This window comes from Rathayibacter rhapontici, from assembly GCF_001995175.1.
Lineage (GTDB): Bacteria > Actinomycetota > Actinomycetes > Actinomycetales > Microbacteriaceae > Rathayibacter.
Window position 1 is genome coordinate 115,193 of the sequence record NZ_MUKN01000002.1, and the last position, 16,154, is coordinate 131,346.

A 16,154-nucleotide genomic window follows, 5' to 3' on the forward strand; every position below is an offset into this window, starting at 1 on the left:
CCTCGCCCACCGCTGATGCGGCGGGTGCACCTCGGCGCCGCTCTCCCTGGCGGCGCCCACTCGATGAAGAGAACAGGTCGAACGATGAAGTTCAGAAAGATCGCAGTGGCCACCGTCGCCCTGCTCGGCGCGGCCGCGGCACTGAGCGGATGCTCCTCCCAGGAGTCCGGCTCCTCCGACGGCACCGTCTCCATGACCCTCTGGCAGAACTCCACCACGGGCCCCGGCCAGGAGTTCTGGGACAAGACGGTCGCCGACTTCGAGGCCGCGAACCCCGGAGTCACCATCACCCCGCAGGCCATCCAGAACGAAGACCTGGACGGCAAGCTGCAGACCGCGCTCAACTCGGGCGATGCGCCGGACATCTTCCTCCAGCGCGGTGGCGGCAAGATGGCGGCCATGGTCGCCGGCGGCCAGCTGATGGACCTGACCGACAAGATCTCGGACGAGGCGAAGAGCGAGATCACCGAGGGCTCCTTCGGAGCCAACACCCTCGACGACAAGGTCTGGGCGATGCCGGTCGCGGTGCTCCCCGGCGGCGTCTTCTACAGCCAGGACCTCTTCAGCGCGGCGGGCATCAGCACCCCGCCGTCGACGCTCGAGGAGCTCGACTCGGCCGTGACCGCCCTCAAGGGCAGCGGCACCCAGGCGATCGCGCTCGGCGGCAAGGACGCCTGGCCCGCCGCGCACTGGTACTACTTCTTCGCGCTGCGCGAGTGCAGCGCCGACACCATGGCCGAGGCGGCCGACTCGAAGGACTTCTCGGACGAGTGCTGGGTCAAGGCCGGCGAGGACCTGCAGACCTTCTCCGAGACCGAGCCGTTCAACGAGGGCTTCCTCACCACCGCCGCCCAGCAGGGCGCCGGCAGCTCGGCGGGCCTGCTCGCCAACCACCAGGCCGCCATGGAGCTCATGGGCGCCTGGAACCCGGGCGTCATCGCCTCGCTCACCCCGGACGAGCAGCCCCTGCCCGACCTGGGCTGGTTCCCCTTCCCCGAGGTGGACGGCGGAGAGGGCGAGCCCGGCTCGATCATGGGCGGCGTCGACGGCTACTCCTGCTCGGTCGACGCTCCCGCCGAGTGCGTGGACTTCCTGAACTACCTCGCGACCGCCGACGTGCAGAAGGAGTACTACGCGGCCTTCAACGCCCCGCCGGTCAACCAGGTCGCCCAGGAGGCCGTCACCGAGCCCTACCTCCAGGACATCCTGAAGGCCTACAACTCGGCTCCCTACGTGTCGCAGTGGCTCGACACCGTCTACGGCCTCAACGTCGGCAACGCGCTGAACGTCGGAGTCGTCGACCTGCTCGCCGGCAAGAGCGACCCGGAGCAGCTGGTCGAGGCCGTCAACGCCGCTGCGAAGAAGGCGTAACCATGGCGCTTCGCGAGAGCCCGCTCCTGGGAGCGGATGCGCCCCGCGATCGCGAGAACACCGGGGGTGCTGCGGTCGTCGCAGCACCCCCGGTGCGCCGGCGCCGCCGCAGCCTCGGCTGGGCGGGCCGGCTCGAGGTCGCGATCCTGGTCGGCCCCGCGCTGATCGTGTTCCTCGCCTTCGTGATCTTCCCGGTCGTGATGGCGGCCTACTACGGCTTCTTCAGCTGGCAGGGCTACGGAGTGCCGACCGACTTCGTCGGCTTCCGCAACTACCTCACGATCCTCCAGGACCCCACCTTCCACGAGGCGCTGTCCCACAACGGCACGATCGTGATCCTCTCGCTCGTGCTCCAGGGCCCGGCCGCGATCCTGATCGCGCTCCTGCTCAACCGCAAGCTGCGCGGCCAGTCGATCATCCGCGTGCTGATCTTCGTGCCGTACGTCATCTCGGAGGTCGTCGTCGGCACCGGCTGGAGCCTCATGCTCCAGACCCGCGGAGCGGTCAACGGCATGCTCGAGAACATCGGGCTCGGCGCCCTCCAGCAGGACTGGCTGGCGAACCCGGCGATCGCGATGTGGACGCTGATGCTGATCATCACGTGGAAGTACATCGGCTTCGCCGTGATCCTCTTCCTGGCCGGTCTCCAGGGCATCCCCGAGGAGCTGTCCGAGGCCGCGGCCATCGACGGCGCCTCCTACTGGCAGGTCCAGCGGCGCATCACGCTGCCGCTGCTCGCCCCGACGCTGCGCATCTGGGCGTTCCTGTCGATCATCGGCGCCCTGCAGCTGTTCGACCTCGTCTACATCATCTGGGGCCAGTACGTCTCGTCGACCGCCGGCACCTCGACGATGGCGACCTACCTCGTCACCAACGGCCGCAACGCCGGCAACTACGGGTACGGGAACGCCGTCGCGGTGATCCTGTTCCTGATCTCGCTCGTCGTCGCCCTGCTCTACCAGCGCTTCGTGCTGCGGCGGGACACCGAGGGCGCACTCACCGGAGGCAAGCGATGACCACCACGATGACGGCCCCGCCGATCACTCCCGAGACTCGCCGGCCCCTCGCCGTGAAGCGCCGCCGCCCGCCGGTGGGCCGCGGCACGATGATCGCCTACGTGGTCGCGATCGTCGTGATCGCGCTGATGCTCGCCCCGGTCGCGTACATCATCATCGGCGGCTTCCGCACGAACGCGCAGATCACCACCGACCCGGCCGGGTTCCCGTCGCCCTGGAACGTGCAGAACTACCTCGACGTGATCACCGGAGGCATCTTCTGGCGCGAGGTGGGCAACTCCACCATCGCGGCGCTCGCCACCACGCTCGGCGTCGTCGTGCTCGGCCTCATGGCCAGCTACGTCCTCGCCCGGTACGACTTCTCGGGCCGCGGAGTGTTCTACGCGCTCTTCGCGGCGGGCCTGATGTTCCCGATGACCGTCGCGATCACTCCGCTCTACCTGGTGATCAAGAGCCTCGGCCTGATGAACTCGCTCGCCGGAGTCGTGCTGCCGCAGATCGCGTTCGGCCTGCCGACCACGATCATCATCCTGGTCCCGTTCCTGCGGGCGATCCCGGACGAGATCCAGGAGGCGGCGTTCATCGACGGCTGCAGCCGGATCGGCTTCTTCTTCCGCATGGTGGTGCGCCTGGCGATGCCCGGCGTGATCACGACCGGCATCCTCGCGTTCATCGCGAGCTGGAACAGCTACCTCCTGCCGCTGTTCATCCTCAACGACGAGTCGACCTTCACGCTCCCGCTCGGGGTACAGGCCTTCTCGTCGCAGTACTCCGTCGACACCGCCAAGGTGCTCGCGTTCGTGTCGCTGTCGATGATCCCCGCGCTCATCTTCTTCAGCGTCTTCGAGCGCCGCATCGTGGGCGGCCTCACCGGGGCGGTGAAGGGATGACCTCCACCCCGCCGTCCGCTTCCAGCAGAGAGGGTCACGCCGTGGCCGAACCGCACGTCCCCTCGGCCCGCGTCGCCGAGCTCCTGGAGCGCATGACGCTCGAGGAGAAGCTCGCCCAGCTCGTCGGATACTGGGTCGACCAGGGCGGGGAGGTCGTCGCGCCGCTGGCCGGCGAGATGGCCACCTCCACCCGCTACGAGGATGCGACGACGCACGGGCTCGGGCACCTGACCCGCGTGTACGGCACGCGCCCCGTCGATCCGATCGAGCGCGCGCAGTGGCTGTGGGCCGAGCAGCGCCGGCTCGTCGAGGAGACGCGGCTGGGCATCCCGGCGATCGTGCACGAGGAGTGCCTGACGGGGCTGGCGGCGTGGAAGGCCGCGACGTTCCCCACTCCGCTGGCCTGGGGCGCGTCGTTCGACGCCGAGCTGGTCGAGGAGATGGGCCGTCTGATCGGCGCGTCGATGCGCGAGCTCGGGATCCATCAGGGCCTCGCGCCCGTGCTCGACGTGATCCGCGACCCCCGCTGGGGCCGCGTCGACGAGTGCATCGCCGAGGACCCGTACGTCGTCGGAACCCTCGGCACCGCCTACGTGCGCGGCATGCAGTCGGAGGGGGTCGACGCGACGCTGAAGCACTTCATCGGCTACTCGGCCTCCCGCGGCGGCCGCAACCACGCGCCGGTGCACGCCGGAGCGCGCGAGATCGCGACGTGCTCCTGCCTCCGTTCGAGATGGCGATCCGCGACGGCGGCGCGCGCTCGGTGATGAACTCGTACGCCGAGATCGACGGCGACCCCGTCGGCGCGACGCCCGCCTACCTCACCGACATCCTGCGCGGTGCGTGGGGCTTCGACGGAGTGGTGGTCTCGGACTACTTCTCGGTCGCGTTCCTGCACCTCATGCACGCGGTCGCCGCCGACCTCGGCGAGGCCGCCGAGCTCGCGCTCGAGGCCGGGATCGACGTGGAGCTGCCCACGGGCGACGCGTTCCTCGCGCCGCTCGCCGCCCGCATCGCCTCCGGTGCCATGAGCGAGGAGCTCGTCGACCGCGCGGTGCTGCGCCTGCTCGCGCAGAAGGAGCGCCTGGGCCTGCTCGATGCGCGCTTCGACGACGTGCCGGAATCGATCGACCTCGACTCCCCGGCGCACCGCGACGTCGCCCGCCGCCTCGCGGAGGAGTCGCTGGTGCTGCTCTCGAACGACGGCGTCCTGCCGCTCGCGGCGCCGCGCCGGATCGCCCTGATCGGCCCGAACGCCGACAGCGCGCAGGCCCTCATGGGCTGCTACTCCTTCGCCAACCACGTGCTGGCCCACCACGAGGGCGTGCCGCTGGGCTTCGAGATCCCGACTGTGCGCGAGGCGCTCGCCGACGAGTTCGCGGGTGAGATCCTCGTGGCCGAGGGCTGCGCGGTCGAGGGCGACGACGACTCCGGGATCGCCCCCGCCGCCGAGCTCGCCCGCACCGCCGACGTGGCGGTCGTCGTGGTCGGCGACCGCGCCGGCCTCTTCGGCCGCGGCACCGTCGGCGAGGGCAACGACGTCGAGAGCCTCGAGCTCCCCGGCCGCCAGCGCGAGCTGGTCGAGGCGGTCGTCGCCACCGGCACCCCCGTGGTGCTCGTGCTGCTGACCGGACGCCCCTACGCGATCGACTGGGCCCTTTCGGGTGCGTCGGCCGTGCTGCAGGCCTTCTTCCCGGGGGAGGAGGGTGCCGGCGCGATCGCGGGCGTCGTCTCGGGCCGCGTCGTGCCGTCCGGGCACCTGCCGGTGTCGCTGCCGCGCTCGGCCGGAGCTCAGCCGTTCTCGTACCTGCACCCGATCCTGGGCGGCCCGTCCGACGTGACGAGCGCCGACAGCACCCCGGTGCTGCCGTTCGGGCACGGGCTCTCGTACACGACGTTCTCGCGCGGCGAGCTGTCGGTGCGCGACGACTCGGTGCCGACCGACGGAGTGATCACCGTCTCGGTGCGCGTGCGCAACACGGGCTCGCGCAGCGGCTCCGATCTGGTGCAGCTCTACGCCCGCGACGTCTACGCGAGCGTCACCCGGCCCGTCGCCCAGCTACTGGGCTACGCCCGACTGGAGCTGGCGGCGGGGGACGAGGCGCAGGTGCGCTTCGAGGTGCCGGCCGCGCGCCTGGCGTTCACCGGACGCTCCGGGCAGCGGATCGTGGAGCCGGGCGAGGTGGAGCTCTGGGTCGGCCCGGACTGCGCGACGAAGGAGACGACGGCGTCGCTGACGCTGGCCGGTCCGGTGTCCGTGGTCACGGCCGCCTCCGAGCGCGTGGTGCGCACGTCGGTGCTGCTCGAGGAGACGACACCCGCCTGACGGCCCCGCTGGTCGAGCAGCCCCGCAGGGCCGCCTTCTCTTGCTGGTCGAGTAGTCCCGCAGGGGCGTATCGAGACCCACTGAGTCCCGGGACATCCCGGATCTCGATACGCGCGCTCCACGCGCTACTCGATCAGCAAGGGGTGCGATCCGTCGCGGACGGCCGCCCGCCGCGTCGACACGCGGCCGTTCGTGACGGATCGCTCGGCACGTGCGCTCAGTCGCCCCGCCGAAGGACAACGACGCGCCCCGCAAGGGGTTGCCGCTCCCGGTCGCGGGGCGTGGGATGGACGCAGGAGAAAGGAGTCCCATGACTCAGACCTTCCCCGCATGGCTGCGGGACCAGAGCACGCGCGACGACGAGGTGGGCACCCTCGCCCAGGAGTTCGCCGCCCGCGACGACCTGCCCGAGCACGGCGGCCACTCGATCTACGAGGCTACTTCGCGAGCGAGCCCGCCGAGGCGCAGGCCGGTTTCGACCGGGCCTGGACCGAGTTCGAGGCCGACGTGCAGCCGTCGCCCGCGTCCGACCAGCCGGACGGCCTCCGATGAGCGACACGACGTCCCCGGTCCAGGACCCGGACGACCAGTCCGACAAGCCGTCGCAGGCCGAGGGCGAGGACTCGCGCGACACCCCCGTCGAGGTGCAGCCCGCCGACGGGAAGCCGTCGAAGGCCGAGGGCTGACGCCACTCGCGTTCACAACGAAGGAAGGATCCGTTCCGAGCCTCCGAGCCTCCGAGCCTCCGAGCCTCCGAGCCTCCGATCCCCGCGGATCCGGAGCCGCCGGGACGGATCCTTCCTTCGTTGTGCACAGGAGGCGCACCGGAGCGAGGGCTCACCGTGGAGCGACGACCATCCGGCCGACGCCTCGCGACACGCACGGCATCACCGCCGACTCCCGCTCCTCGGGCGTCAGCACCAGGTCGCGGTGGTCCGCCTCCCCGTCGACGAGCCGCAGTCGGCAGGTTCCGCAGGTCCCGCTGCCGCAGGAGCTCGGCACGTCGATCCCCGCGTCCTCGAGCGCCGCCAGCATCGTGCGGGCGGCCGGTACGGCGATCTCGGCCCCGGTCGGCTGCCACTCCACAGTGAACGGCGCAGTCAGCCCGCCGAACGCCGGCACCCCCGCGAAGTCCTCCGCGTGCACGCGGCTCGGCCGCCAGTGCATCGTCAGCGCGCGGACCTCGTCCTGCAGCGCCTCCGGCCCGCACACGTAGAGGTGCCGCTCGCCCGGGTTGGCGAGCAGCGACCACCAGTCGACCGGCCCGTGCTCGCGCCGGTGGTGCACCTGGAGCGTCGGCAGCGCGGCGGTCAGCTCGTCGAGGTACGGCGAGTCCTCCGGTGAGCGGGTCAGGTACAGCAGCTCGACGTCCGTCGCTCCTCGGTGCCCGAGCTCGATCAGCATCGCCCGGATCGGCGTGACTCCGATGCCCGCGGCGATCAGCAGGTGGGCGGGGGCGTCGACCAGCTCGAAGGAGTTGCGCGGCCCCTCGACCTCGAGCGCGTCTCCCGCCGCGACGGCATCGACGAGGCTGCGCGATCCGCCGCGCCCGTCCGCGGAGCGCCGCACCGCGATCACGTACCGACTCCGGTCGCGCAGGTCTCCGGTGAGGGAGTAGCTGCGCTTCTCGCCCGAGGGCGTCGCGACGGTGACGTGCGCGCCCGGCTCGGCAGGAGGCAGGGCCGTGCCGTCCGCCCGCCGCAGGACGATCTCGCAGACCTCGGCCGTCAGCATCCGCCGTTCCGCGACGACGAGCCTCACGCGGCGACCACCGCGTCGGCGACCGCCACCGCATCGCCCGGTCGCAGCACGCCGCCCGACAGCACCTCGGCGAACACCCCGACGTTCTCGTGCCCGTAGTGCTCGTGCAGCAGCCGCACCACCGGCACGTCCCTCCGCGCCGTCGTCGGATCGACCTCGGTCGCCGCGCACCGCCCGGTCTCCTCGAGCACGCGCACCCGCACCTCGCCCAGCTGCAGCTCGCGCCCCACCCAGTCGCGCTCGGCCCACGGCTCGAGCCCGTCCAGGTACACGTTCGAGCGGAACCGCAGCGGATCGAGCTCTCGCCCGATGCGCTGCGACAGGTCGCGCACCGAGGCGAGCGACACGAGCGAGATCGCGTTCATCATCCGCGGCCCGTTCTTGGCGTTGTCGGTGAAGTTGTAGCCGGCCTGCTCGGCGAGCACGGGCCGGACGCCGTCGGGCAGATCCGCGACCCGGGCGTAGAGCTCGACGAACGCCTCGCGCCCCTCGGCCGTCCCCAGGTCGGCCTCGAGCACGCGGTGGCCCTGCACGGCGACCTCGACCCGCCGCGCGTCGTCGTCGAAGCGGGTGCGCAGCCCGGCGAGCCGCTCGGTGTTCAGCAGCACGAAGTACTCGCGCTTGGGCAGCGGCACGAAGTCGTCGGCTCGGTAGGCGCCGTCGGGCTTCGCGAGCGCGAGCAGCCGGTCGGCCGGGAACCCGCGGCCCGGCCGCAGCGCCACGCTGTCGAGCCGCTCCGGCGTCAGCCCCTTCACCGGGTAGCGGTAGAGGGAGTCGAGTGTCGTCGGCACCGTGCGAGAGTACCCCGCGGTCCGCGGCACCCGAGCGGTCCGCCTGTCGGCCCGCGGCCCGTGCGGTCCGCCCGTCAGACCGGCCGGTCCGCCCGTCAGCCCGCGGCCCGTGCCACCCGCTCGGCCAGCAGCGCCGCCCCGGCGTCGTCGAGGTGGTCGAGGGCGTACGACGTCGGCCACAGCCCGCCGTCCTCGTCCAGCGCCGCGTCGACGCTGAAGCCGAACGTCGAGTACCGCGCCTTGTCGACGAGTCCGCTGCGGAAGAACACGATGATCCGCCCCTCCTTCGCCCAGCCCGGCTGCCCGTAGTACAGCTTCGGACGCAGCGCCGGCACCGCCTCCGTCACGAGCGCGTGCAGCCGCTCGGCGAGCGCGCGGTCCGGCTCCGGCATCTCGGCGATCTTCTCCTCCTGCGCCACCCGCTCGGCCTCGGCCTTCTCGGCCGCCTTGCCCGCGCGCGCCTCGGCCTTCAGCTCGGCCGCGCGCGCCTTCATCGCCGCCTTCTCCTGGGCCGAGAAGCCCGTGTCGTCGCCCATCGCCGTCCCTCCGTCGCGTGCTGCCACGGTAGGCCGTCGGGCATCCGCGCCGGAAGGGGACGTCGATGCGCACCCGCCGCCGCCCCTCCGCACGGACACCTCCGGCTCGCAGGACCAGCTCCGGCTCGCAGGACCCGCCGATTCCCGCGAGGCGGACGCGATTCCCCGAGCCGGAGGTCACGGGCGGAGCCCGCCCCGCGTCACTCCACGCGCACCGTGCGTCGCACGTCGACCGCGATCACGACGCCCGTGATCACCAGGACAGCGCGACCGAGCCTGCCGTGTCGCTCAGCCAGTGGTAGCCGAGGTAGAGCCGGCTCACGATCTGCACGACGATCAGCGTCACCGCCACGGCGATCGCGGTCACCGTGAACCAGCGCCGCTGCAGCCTGCTGGCCAGCAGGTAGGTCGTGATCAGGAGGAAGTCGGCCGTGCCGAGCACGTGGCCGGAGGGGAACGAGAAGGTGTGGTCGGGCCCGAACAGCATCTCGGCGACGGGCGGTCGCGGGTGCTGCACGAGCGGAGCGATCACCTGCGCGAGGATCACGCCGGTCGCCATGCCGACCAGCAGCAGCAGCGGCCGCCAGAGGTGCTTGGCCAGGATGATCCAGCCGATCAGCACGACGAGCACCACGATCGGCAGCACGATCGGCCCGAACAGAACGGCCAGCACGATCATCGGTCCGGTCCGGTCGCGCTCGACGCGCGCGTCGAAGAAGTCCTCGATCGGGGCGTCGAGCCGCTCGATCCCGGTCTGCGTGAGCACGCCGAGCAGGATCGCGACGAACGCGACTCCGCCGAGCAGGGTCAGCAGGCCGGCGGTGATCAGGAGGCGGCGCCGGGCGGACGCGGTGAGCGTGCGCTCCTCGACGACGAACTTCTCGTGCCAGGCCGAGAGGCGGGCCGACTTCGAGCCGCTCATCGCGGGAGTCGGTCGCAGGAGCACGGGGCGGTGCTGGTGGTCATCGGCGGGCTCCCTGATCGGTGCTCGCGGCAGTGCGGGCACGCCAGTCTGGCGCGCCCGGTCGCTCCGGGGCGAGGCTTGCGCGGCGCGGCCCCGGATGCAGGGCCGCGGCCGGCTCTCGCGCGATCGGAGCGGGCGGGTCCATCCTGGGGCGATGATCGACGAGAAGCAGACCCTGCTCCTGTACCTGCAGGAGGGCCGCGACGCCCTGCTGAGCAAGCTCGAGGGGGTGTCCGAGTACGACGCGCGCCGGCCGCTGGTGCCGACCGGCACCAACCTGCTCGGGCTGGTGAAGCACGTCGCGGGCACCGAGGCCGGCTACCTCGGCCTCGTCTTCGGCCGGCCGTTCCCCGAGCGGCTCGACTGGATGGAGGACGACTCCGAGCCGAACTCCGACATGTGGGCCACGGCCGAGGAGTCGCGCGAGGAGATCGTGGCTCTCTACCGCCGCGTGCACGCCCACTCCGACGCGGTCATCGCCGCCCTGCCGCTCGACGCCCCGGGCGTCGTGCCCTGGTGGACGAACCGCGACACGACCCTCCACCGGATCCTCGTGCACATCGCGGTCGAGACCCACCGGCACGCGGGCCACGCCGACATCGTCCGCGAGCTGATCGACGGGCGGGTCGGACTCCGCCGCGAGGGCGACAACCTGCCCGAGGGCGATGCGGCCTGGTGGTCGGCGCACCGCGCGCGGATCGAGGCGGCGGCGCGCGCGGCGGAGTGACGCGCGCACCGATCCGCCTGCAGAAGCAAGGCTGAGCGGACGGATCCGTCGATCCGCGACCGCAGCCGGCCCCTCAGCCTCACTTCTGCAGGAGAAGCGCTCGGAACGGAGGGTGGGATCGTCCGGCCGTCGACCGCCGCTCCGACGACCGACCGCGAGATCCTCGGGTGGTCGCGACTCCTCTCCCGCCCCGGCGTCACTCCGAGTGCGCCTCCCGCGCCGCCCGTCCCCCGACGGCCGCCCCGTGCAGCGCGAGCGCGAGCATCGCGAGGCACCCCGCGAGCACCGACACGAGCAGGACCGCGATCGGCACCGGCAGCACCGCCGGCACCGCCGACGCGATCGCGACCACTCCGGCCCAGACCGTCGGCCGCTCCGCCCGCCGGTGCGCAGCGAGCCACGCGGCATCGCTCGCGAGCGTCGAGGGCAGCCGGATCCCCGCCACCTGATTGCGGCCCAGCCGCCCGCTCGCGGTGGCCCGCGCCGTCCGGACGAGCAGCACGCCCGATCCCGCCATCACCGCGCCCAGCACGATCCGTGCGATCAGCTCCTCCATCCCTCGAGCCTAGGAGAGGTGCTCTGCCGCGCGCCGGACGCCCCGTCAAGGGGTGGGTCCGCCGGTGGCGGCGTCCTACCGTCGGAACACACGAGCGCGGGCATCCCGCGCGGCGCACGATCGGGAGGACACCATGCAGAAGCTCTACTACGCCAGCGGGTACGTGCTCCTCGGCGACACCATCTGCACGGCGGTCGTGGAGTACGCGCAGGCGCTGGCCAACGTCGGCAAGTCCGATCTCGTCATCGTGCCGTCGCTGTCGGACGAGGGCATGCTCGGCGAGACCCGGCTGCTGCTGGGTCCGGCGAGCCAGCTCTTCGCGAGTCCCGCGCTCGACCGCGGCGTCGATCTCGACGACCCCGACGCCGTCGAGTCGATGCGCGAGAGGACCCGCCGTCTGCAGCCCGCGCGACCGCAGGCGCAGCCGGCCGAGCTCGACGACGACGACTTCCTCTAGCCCCTACTTCTCGAGCGTCGTGCTCGGGCTCTCGCCGAAGCGGTGCGCGTACGACGCCGAGAAGCGGCCCAGGTGCGCGAAGCCCCAGCGGTGCGCGACCTCGGTGACCGTGACGGTGCCCGAGTCACCGCCGCGGAGCTCCTTCTTCACCGCGTCGAGACGGATCCGCCGCAGGTAGTCCAGCGCGGTCATGTCGAACTCGCGGCGGAACTCGCTCTGCAGGGTGCGCAGACTCATGTCGGCCGCCTGCGCGATCTCCTCCGTGCGGATCGGCAGGTGCGCGTTCTCGTACATGTACTCGACGGCGGCGCGGAGCCGTCCGCTGCGCGGCACGAGGAGGTCGGTCTGCGCGGGGAGGACCGCGTGGGGGAACGTCTCGAGCAGCGCGATCGCCGCCGCGCGATTCGCCTCACTGCGCAGGAGCGGCGTGCTCTCGTCCGAGTAGATGACGCGCGCGATCGCCGCGACGGTCGCCGACCAGCGGCGCAGCCTCTCGCCGGTCGGGCGGGCGGTCGAGTCGAAGAGCAGCGGGCCGCTCTCGACGCCCTCGACGTCCTGGGCGACGCCTTCGAGGTAGGCGCCGTCGAAGTGGATCAGGTTCTGCCGGTAGTCGTGGAACTCGAACGCGGTCGGCCGGCCGTTCACGAACATCGCGGGCTGCCCGAGCTGCAGCTCGACCGGATCGCCGTCGATGTCGGTCACGCCGGTGCCGGCGGTCAGCCACGAGACGACGTACTCGCCCTCGGTCTGGATGCGGCCCTGCACGGATCCGGCGAAGTAGCTGCCCCGGAGCGTCACGTCGGCGTCGCCCACGGAGGTGTAGCGGTAGGCGAAGTCCTCGCCGGGTTCGACGGCGAAGCGGTGGCCGTTGTAGGCCCCCTCGAACATCAGGCGGGCCTCGTCGATGTCGTGGCCGCTGATGTCGGAGCGGGCGACCTCGGAGGAGGAGTCGTTCATCGGGATCAGCGTCCCACGCGGGAGCCGTCTCCGACGACGGCGGAGGCCGGGAATTCGTTAAGCGGATAAACGATTCAGAGGTCCGTACGCCCGGGTCATCGCGTGCACCGTCGCACGGCGGAACTCCGAGAGCAGGACGACGGAGTGGCGGTGGCGTCCCTGCACGGCGAGCGAGAAGACGTCGCCGGAGGAGGAGTCCCACCAGGCGTCGACCTCGGCCGCCGGGATCCGGACCGTGCCGTCGTCCTCGCCGAGGACGAGGGCGTCGGGGAGCACCAGGAGCGTGCCGGTCACTCCGTGCACGCGGGAGGAGCAGGTGAAGACCGACCGGGGGTCCTCGCGGCCGGCGAGACCCAGGAAGTCGGTGATGCCGACGGTCGGGGAGTCGAGGGTCGGTCCGGTCGTCGTCACCGTTCCCGCCGCCGGGACCCCGCCGACATCGCCGTCATCGGTGGAGGTCATCCCGGCTCAGGCCGCGTGCGTCAGGCCGACGCTCTCGGGCTGCGGGGTCGGCTCGGGGATGATGCGCAGTCCGCGGCCGCTGTTGGCCTCCTCCATCAGCGATCGGACCCACGTGGGGTTGATCGCCGGCATGCGGCTCCCGTTGAACGAGAACTGCAGCGGGATGGCGGGGTGCAGCCAGAGGGTCTGGCGACCGGTGCCGTGGGTGTTCGACGCCTCGATCTGGAACGCGAACGCCTCGTTGCGGCGGAACTTGTTGATCATGACGATCTGCAGGTGCGCGAGCGCGCGGTCGTCGATGTCGTGAGCGGTGGCGGGAGTGCCGTAGAGGAGGGAACCCATGTGCGGAATCCGTTCTGTGTGAGCGCCGCGGTGTCGGCCGCGACTCGTGCGGGGCGTCCCGACGGGTCCGTCGGGGAGGGGAGTTCGGGGGCGGTGCCCGCTGGGGGAGCGGCATCCGTTCGTCGCCCGGGTTCCGGAGTGCGGAGTCGCGGGGCGGTGGCTGGTCGGCACGGATCATCCGTCCTGCCGTGACACCAAAGTAGGGGAGGCGCCGAGCGCGGTCCCGGTTCCTATCCGCTTTGCGAAACGCTGCTGCGCGGTGCCCGCAGGAGCCTGTGACGCCCCTCAGCGGAGGATCGTCGAGGGGCGTCCGGAGCCGCTCAGAACGCGTAGCGGACGCGGCAGTAGGGCAGCTGCTCGTGCAGCAGGGCGAGGAAGCGGTCGAGCGCGGCGCGCTTGAGGTCGCGGCGGTAGCGGATGTTCACCGCCCCGTTCTCGGACACCTTCGACTCCTGCACGCCCGGGGTCCAGAGCAGCTCCTCGGCCTTCGGGTGCCAGCCCGTGTTCACCTCGTGCAGCCGCTCGTTGTGGGTGAGCAGGATCACCTCGGCGGCGAGCTGCGCCTTCGCCCGCGGGTGCAGCGCCGAGTCGAGCTGCTCGAAGAGCTCGGTCCAGTCGCGCTGCCAGGTGGGGGTGAGGATCACGGGCGAGAAGTTGACGTGCACCTCGTAGCCGGCGTCGACGAAGTCGTTGATCGCGGCGATCCGCTCGGCGATCGGCGAGGTGCGGATGTCGGTGACCTTCGCCGTCTCGGCGGGCATCAGCGAGAAGCGGATGCGCGTGCGGCCGAGCGGATCCCACTCGAGCAGGTCGCGGTTGACGTACTTCGTCGCGAACGAGGCCTTGGCGGTCGGGGACATGCGGAACAGCTCGCAGAGGTCGCGCACGTTCTCGCTGAGCATCGCGTCGACCGAGCAGTCGCTGTTCTCGCCGATGTCGTAGACCCACGAGTCGGGATCGCACTGGTTGGCCTCGGTCTTGGGGCCCTGCTTGGCGATGTGGCGGGCGAGGTGCCGCTGGATCTGATCGATGTTGGTGAAGACCGTGACGGGATTGCTGTAGCCCTTCCTCCGCGGCACGTAGCAGTAGACGCACGCCATCGCGCAGCCGTTGGCGTGCGAGGGCGCGATGAAGTCGGCCGAGCGGCCGTTCGGACGCGTGACCAGCGACTTCTTGACGCCCAGCACGAGCGCCTCGGTCTTGATCCGGACCCAGCGCGCCACGTTGGTCTCGTCGCCGTGCACCTCGGGGATCATCCAGTGCGACTCGACCGGCACGATCTCGGCGCCGGGCCAGCGCGCGACGATCTCCTGCCCGCGCGGCTGCTCGAGCGCCGCCTGCTCGGCGTAGATGCGCCGGACGTCCAGCAGTGTGCGTTCCCGGGTCGCGGACATGAGTCCGTTCTACCGGCGACCACCGACATCGAGCACTCGGCGGAACCCTCGTCCGCCGACGATCCCGGCACTAGAGTCCGTCGCATGAGCGACACCGTCGAGCCCGCGGCCGACCTCCCCGCCGATCTTCCGGCGGACCTCGTCGCCGCGATCGCGAGGGTCGAGGAGGCGCTCGCCGCGATGGCCGCCGGCGACGCCGATCCGTACCGCCAGTGCTGGGCCGACATCGACGACTCCACCCTCTACGGCGCGTTCGGCACGATCGAGCGAGGCAGCGCCGCCATCGACGAGACCCTGGGCTGGGTCGCGAGCCGCTTCGCCGACGGCGCGCTGCGCCCGCACTACGACGTCGTGCACGCCTCCGGGGACCTCGCCTACACGGTCGGCCGCGAGCTCGGCTCGACCCGCCTCGACGGCGGCGAGCCGCGCCCGCTCGTCATCCGCGTCACCCACGTCTACCGCCGCTTCGACGGCCGGGGTTGGAAGCTCGTGCACCGCCACGGCGACCACCCGCCCCGGCTCGAGCGCTGACCACCGCCCGCGTCGCGCAGGATGGGGGCATGGACTCGACCGCCGACTGGTACCGCCGGGCCGCCCGCGAGCTCGCGCAGACGTCCGAGCTGCAGGTGCGCTGGGCCCTCGAGGTGGCCGGGCGCGACGACCTGCTCGCGCTGATCGACGAGCTGCCGCGCGCGCACCGCCAGCCCTCGCTCCTCTTCTCGGTCGCCCGGTACCTGGGCGCGCCGACGGAGGCGTTCGCCGACTGGCTCGTCGCGGAGTGGCCGCGCGTCGCGCCGGTCGCCGCCGAGCGCCTCACCCAGACGAACGAGGCGCTGCGCTGCGCGCCGCTGGTGGCCGCCCTCGAGCGGATCACCGGGCCGGACGAGCCGATCGCGCTGATCGAGATCGGCGCCTCCGCGGGTCTCTGCCTCGCTCCGGAGCGCTACTCCTACTCGTTCGCGACCGGCGACGGCGTCGTGCGCCTGGGCTCGAGCGGCCCGCTGCTCGAGTGCACCGTGACCGGCGGATCCGCGCCCGCGCGCCTCCCGCTCGTGGCGTGGCGGCGGGGACTCGACCTGCGGCCCCTCGACGTGCGCTCGGCCGACGACCGCGCCTGGCTCGAGGCGCTGCTGCCGCCGGACCGGCCGAAGCGGACCGCGCTGCTGCGCGAGGCCGTCGCGGTGCTGCGCGAGGATCCTCCGCCGATCGTCGCCGGAGACGCCGCCGAGGCGCTGCCCGCCCTGCTCGCGCAGGTGCCGCGGGGGATGCGGGCCGTCGTCGTCTCGCTCGGCACGCTGGTCTACCTCCCGCGCGCGGCTCGCGAGCGCGTGCTGGACGCGGTCGCCGCGCGTGGGGCGAGCCTCGTCACCCTCGAGGCGGAGTCGCTGCTCGCGCACCTCGTCGCCCCGCGCGCCGCTCTCACCGCGCCCGAGCCGACCCCGTTCCTGCTCGCCGCCGACGGCGTCCCGCTCGCGTGCGCGACCCCGCACGGCGGCCGCCTCTCCTGGCTGACCTGACCGCCCCTCCATCCCCCCTCCAAAAGTTGCGGTAACAGCTCGCCCTTCCCGCAACTTCTGCGGAAGCGCCGCAGCGCCCCGCCCCGC

17 protein-coding genes and 1 pseudogene are annotated in these 16,154 nt (G+C 72.1%); 9 read left to right on the forward strand and 9 right to left on the reverse strand.

Going from position 1 to position 16,154, the window contains the following annotated elements; genetic code table 11:
* Positions 1-84: 84 nt before the first annotated feature.
* From B0T42_RS01385 to B0T42_RS19820, 5 genes and pseudogenes are all read left to right on the forward strand, one after another.
* Positions 85-1,371: an extracellular solute-binding protein gene (locus B0T42_RS01385; protein ID WP_077221639.1), complete on the forward strand. Its 1,287-nt coding sequence runs from the start codon at positions 85-87 to the stop codon at positions 1,369-1,371.
* A gap of 2 nt (positions 1,372-1,373) precedes the next feature.
* Entirely contained in the window at positions 1,374-2,387 is a 1,014-nt protein-coding gene (locus B0T42_RS01390; RefSeq protein WP_055785313.1) for a carbohydrate ABC transporter permease, read from the forward strand.
* A complete protein-coding gene (locus B0T42_RS01395; protein WP_446737343.1) occupies positions 2,384-3,277 on the forward strand; it encodes a carbohydrate ABC transporter permease in 894 nt (297 codons plus the stop codon). The genes B0T42_RS01390 and B0T42_RS01395 overlap by 4 nt, the downstream gene beginning before the upstream one ends.
* A 92-nt stretch (positions 3,278-3,369) precedes the next feature.
* A pseudogene (locus tag B0T42_RS01400) lies at positions 3,370-5,603 on the forward strand (beta-xylosidase/alpha-l-arabinosidase).
* Positions 5,604-6,151: 548 nt separating this feature from the next.
* Positions 6,152-6,289: a hypothetical protein gene (locus B0T42_RS19820; protein WP_158078007.1), complete on the forward strand. Its 138-nt coding sequence runs from the start codon at positions 6,152-6,154 to the stop codon at positions 6,287-6,289.
* Positions 6,290-6,440: 151 nt separating this feature from the next.
* Here the strand turns inward: B0T42_RS19820 and B0T42_RS01405 are convergent, their stop codons facing one another.
* From B0T42_RS01405 to B0T42_RS01420, 4 genes are all read right to left on the reverse strand, one after another.
* Positions 6,441-7,364, reverse strand: a complete 924-nt coding sequence (locus B0T42_RS01405) for a PDR/VanB family oxidoreductase (protein WP_139344379.1) — start codon at positions 7,362-7,364, stop codon at positions 6,441-6,443.
* Positions 7,361-8,155, reverse strand: a complete 795-nt coding sequence (locus B0T42_RS01410; RefSeq protein WP_077221663.1) for an MOSC domain-containing protein — start codon at positions 8,153-8,155, stop codon at positions 7,361-7,363. Before B0T42_RS01410 ends, B0T42_RS01405 begins: the two co-directional genes overlap by 4 nt.
* A gap of 95 nt (positions 8,156-8,250) precedes the next feature.
* The gene (locus B0T42_RS01415) at positions 8,251-8,691 is read right to left on the reverse strand and encodes a DUF1801 domain-containing protein (RefSeq protein ID WP_077221641.1); all 441 of its coding nucleotides are present in this window, start codon (positions 8,689-8,691) and stop codon (positions 8,251-8,253) included.
* A 253-nt stretch (positions 8,692-8,944) separates the two neighbouring features.
* Complete coding sequence (locus B0T42_RS01420) at positions 8,945-9,613, reverse strand: phosphatase PAP2 family protein (RefSeq protein ID WP_236720043.1); 669 nt, start codon at positions 9,611-9,613, stop codon at positions 8,945-8,947.
* 196 nt (positions 9,614-9,809) lie between these two features.
* On the opposite strand from B0T42_RS01420, the gene B0T42_RS01425 reads away from it, so the two are divergent.
* The gene (locus B0T42_RS01425) at positions 9,810-10,382 is read left to right on the forward strand and encodes a DinB family protein (RefSeq protein WP_077221642.1); all 573 of its coding nucleotides are present in this window, start codon (positions 9,810-9,812) and stop codon (positions 10,380-10,382) included.
* Positions 10,383-10,578: 196 nt separating this feature from the next.
* Here B0T42_RS01425 and B0T42_RS01430 read toward each other — a convergent pair whose 3' ends face one another.
* Complete coding sequence (locus B0T42_RS01430) at positions 10,579-10,938, reverse strand: SdpI family protein (RefSeq protein ID WP_077221643.1); 360 nt, start codon at positions 10,936-10,938, stop codon at positions 10,579-10,581.
* A 133-nt stretch (positions 10,939-11,071) separates the two neighbouring features.
* Here B0T42_RS01430 and B0T42_RS01435 point away from each other — a divergent pair, with 133 nt between their 5' ends.
* On the forward strand, positions 11,072-11,395 hold the full coding sequence (locus tag B0T42_RS01435; protein ID WP_077221644.1) for a hypothetical protein: 324 nt from the start codon (positions 11,072-11,074) through the stop codon (positions 11,393-11,395).
* Between the two features lie 3 nt (positions 11,396-11,398).
* Here the strand turns inward: B0T42_RS01435 and B0T42_RS01440 are convergent, their stop codons facing one another.
* The 4 genes from B0T42_RS01440 to B0T42_RS01455 form a co-directional block, all read right to left on the reverse strand.
* Entirely contained in the window at positions 11,399-12,352 is a 954-nt protein-coding gene (locus B0T42_RS01440) for a helix-turn-helix transcriptional regulator (protein WP_077221645.1), read from the reverse strand.
* A gap of 57 nt (positions 12,353-12,409) precedes the next feature.
* Positions 12,410-12,814 carry a hypothetical protein gene (locus B0T42_RS01445; protein ID WP_077221646.1) on the reverse strand — a complete coding sequence of 135 codons (405 nt, stop codon included), beginning with the start codon at positions 12,812-12,814 and terminating at the stop codon, positions 12,410-12,412.
* Positions 12,815-12,820: 6 nt separating this feature from the next.
* Entirely contained in the window at positions 12,821-13,156 is a 336-nt protein-coding gene (locus tag B0T42_RS01450; protein ID WP_077221647.1) for a DUF7882 family protein, read from the reverse strand.
* Positions 13,157-13,476: 320 nt separating this feature from the next.
* Positions 13,477-14,550, reverse strand: a complete 1,074-nt coding sequence (locus B0T42_RS01455) for a spore photoproduct lyase family protein (protein ID WP_077221648.1) — start codon at positions 14,548-14,550, stop codon at positions 13,477-13,479.
* Between the two features lie 84 nt (positions 14,551-14,634).
* Here B0T42_RS01455 and B0T42_RS01460 point away from each other — a divergent pair, with 84 nt between their 5' ends.
* The gene (locus B0T42_RS01460) at positions 14,635-15,081 is read left to right on the forward strand and encodes a YybH family protein (RefSeq protein ID WP_077221649.1); all 447 of its coding nucleotides are present in this window, start codon (positions 14,635-14,637) and stop codon (positions 15,079-15,081) included.
* A gap of 29 nt (positions 15,082-15,110) precedes the next feature.
* Positions 15,111-16,067: a DUF2332 family protein gene (locus B0T42_RS01465; protein WP_077221650.1), complete on the forward strand. Its 957-nt coding sequence runs from the start codon at positions 15,111-15,113 to the stop codon at positions 16,065-16,067.
* Positions 16,068-16,154: the final 87 nt, after the last annotated feature.

What these genes read in the sequence shown, in the direction of transcription:
- B0T42_RS01385 (WP_077221639.1), top strand. Translation starts at nt 85, where the DNA reads ATGAAGTTCAGAAAGATCGCAGTGGCCACCGTCGCCCTGCTCGGCGCG.
- B0T42_RS01390 (WP_055785313.1), top strand. Translation starts at nt 1,374, where the DNA reads ATGGCGCTTCGCGAGAGCCCGCTCCTGGGAGCGGATGCGCCCCGCGAT.
- B0T42_RS01395 (WP_446737343.1), top strand. Translation starts at nt 2,384, where the DNA reads ATGACCACCACGATGACGGCCCCGCCGATCACTCCCGAGACTCGCCGG.
- B0T42_RS19820 (WP_158078007.1), top strand. Translation starts at nt 6,152, where the DNA reads ATGAGCGACACGACGTCCCCGGTCCAGGACCCGGACGACCAGTCCGAC.
- B0T42_RS01415 (WP_077221641.1), bottom strand. Translation starts at nt 8,691, where the DNA reads ATGGGCGACGACACGGGCTTCTCGGCCCAGGAGAAGGCGGCGATGAAG.
- B0T42_RS01420 (WP_236720043.1), bottom strand. Translation starts at nt 9,613, where the DNA reads ATGAGCGGCTCGAAGTCGGCCCGCCTCTCGGCCTGGCACGAGAAGTTC.
- B0T42_RS01425 (WP_077221642.1), top strand. Translation starts at nt 9,810, where the DNA reads ATGATCGACGAGAAGCAGACCCTGCTCCTGTACCTGCAGGAGGGCCGC.
- B0T42_RS01430 (WP_077221643.1), bottom strand. Translation starts at nt 10,938, where the DNA reads ATGGAGGAGCTGATCGCACGGATCGTGCTGGGCGCGGTGATGGCGGGA.
- B0T42_RS01435 (WP_077221644.1), top strand. Translation starts at nt 11,072, where the DNA reads ATGCAGAAGCTCTACTACGCCAGCGGGTACGTGCTCCTCGGCGACACC.
- B0T42_RS01440 (WP_077221645.1), bottom strand. Translation starts at nt 12,352, where the DNA reads ATGAACGACTCCTCCTCCGAGGTCGCCCGCTCCGACATCAGCGGCCAC.
- B0T42_RS01445 (WP_077221646.1), bottom strand. Translation starts at nt 12,814, where the DNA reads ATGACCTCCACCGATGACGGCGATGTCGGCGGGGTCCCGGCGGCGGGA.
- B0T42_RS01450 (WP_077221647.1), bottom strand. Translation starts at nt 13,156, where the DNA reads ATGGGTTCCCTCCTCTACGGCACTCCCGCCACCGCTCACGACATCGAC.
- B0T42_RS01455 (WP_077221648.1), bottom strand. Translation starts at nt 14,550, where the DNA reads ATGTCCGCGACCCGGGAACGCACACTGCTGGACGTCCGGCGCATCTAC.
- B0T42_RS01460 (WP_077221649.1), top strand. Translation starts at nt 14,635, where the DNA reads ATGAGCGACACCGTCGAGCCCGCGGCCGACCTCCCCGCCGATCTTCCG.
- B0T42_RS01465 (WP_077221650.1), top strand. Translation starts at nt 15,111, where the DNA reads ATGGACTCGACCGCCGACTGGTACCGCCGGGCCGCCCGCGAGCTCGCG.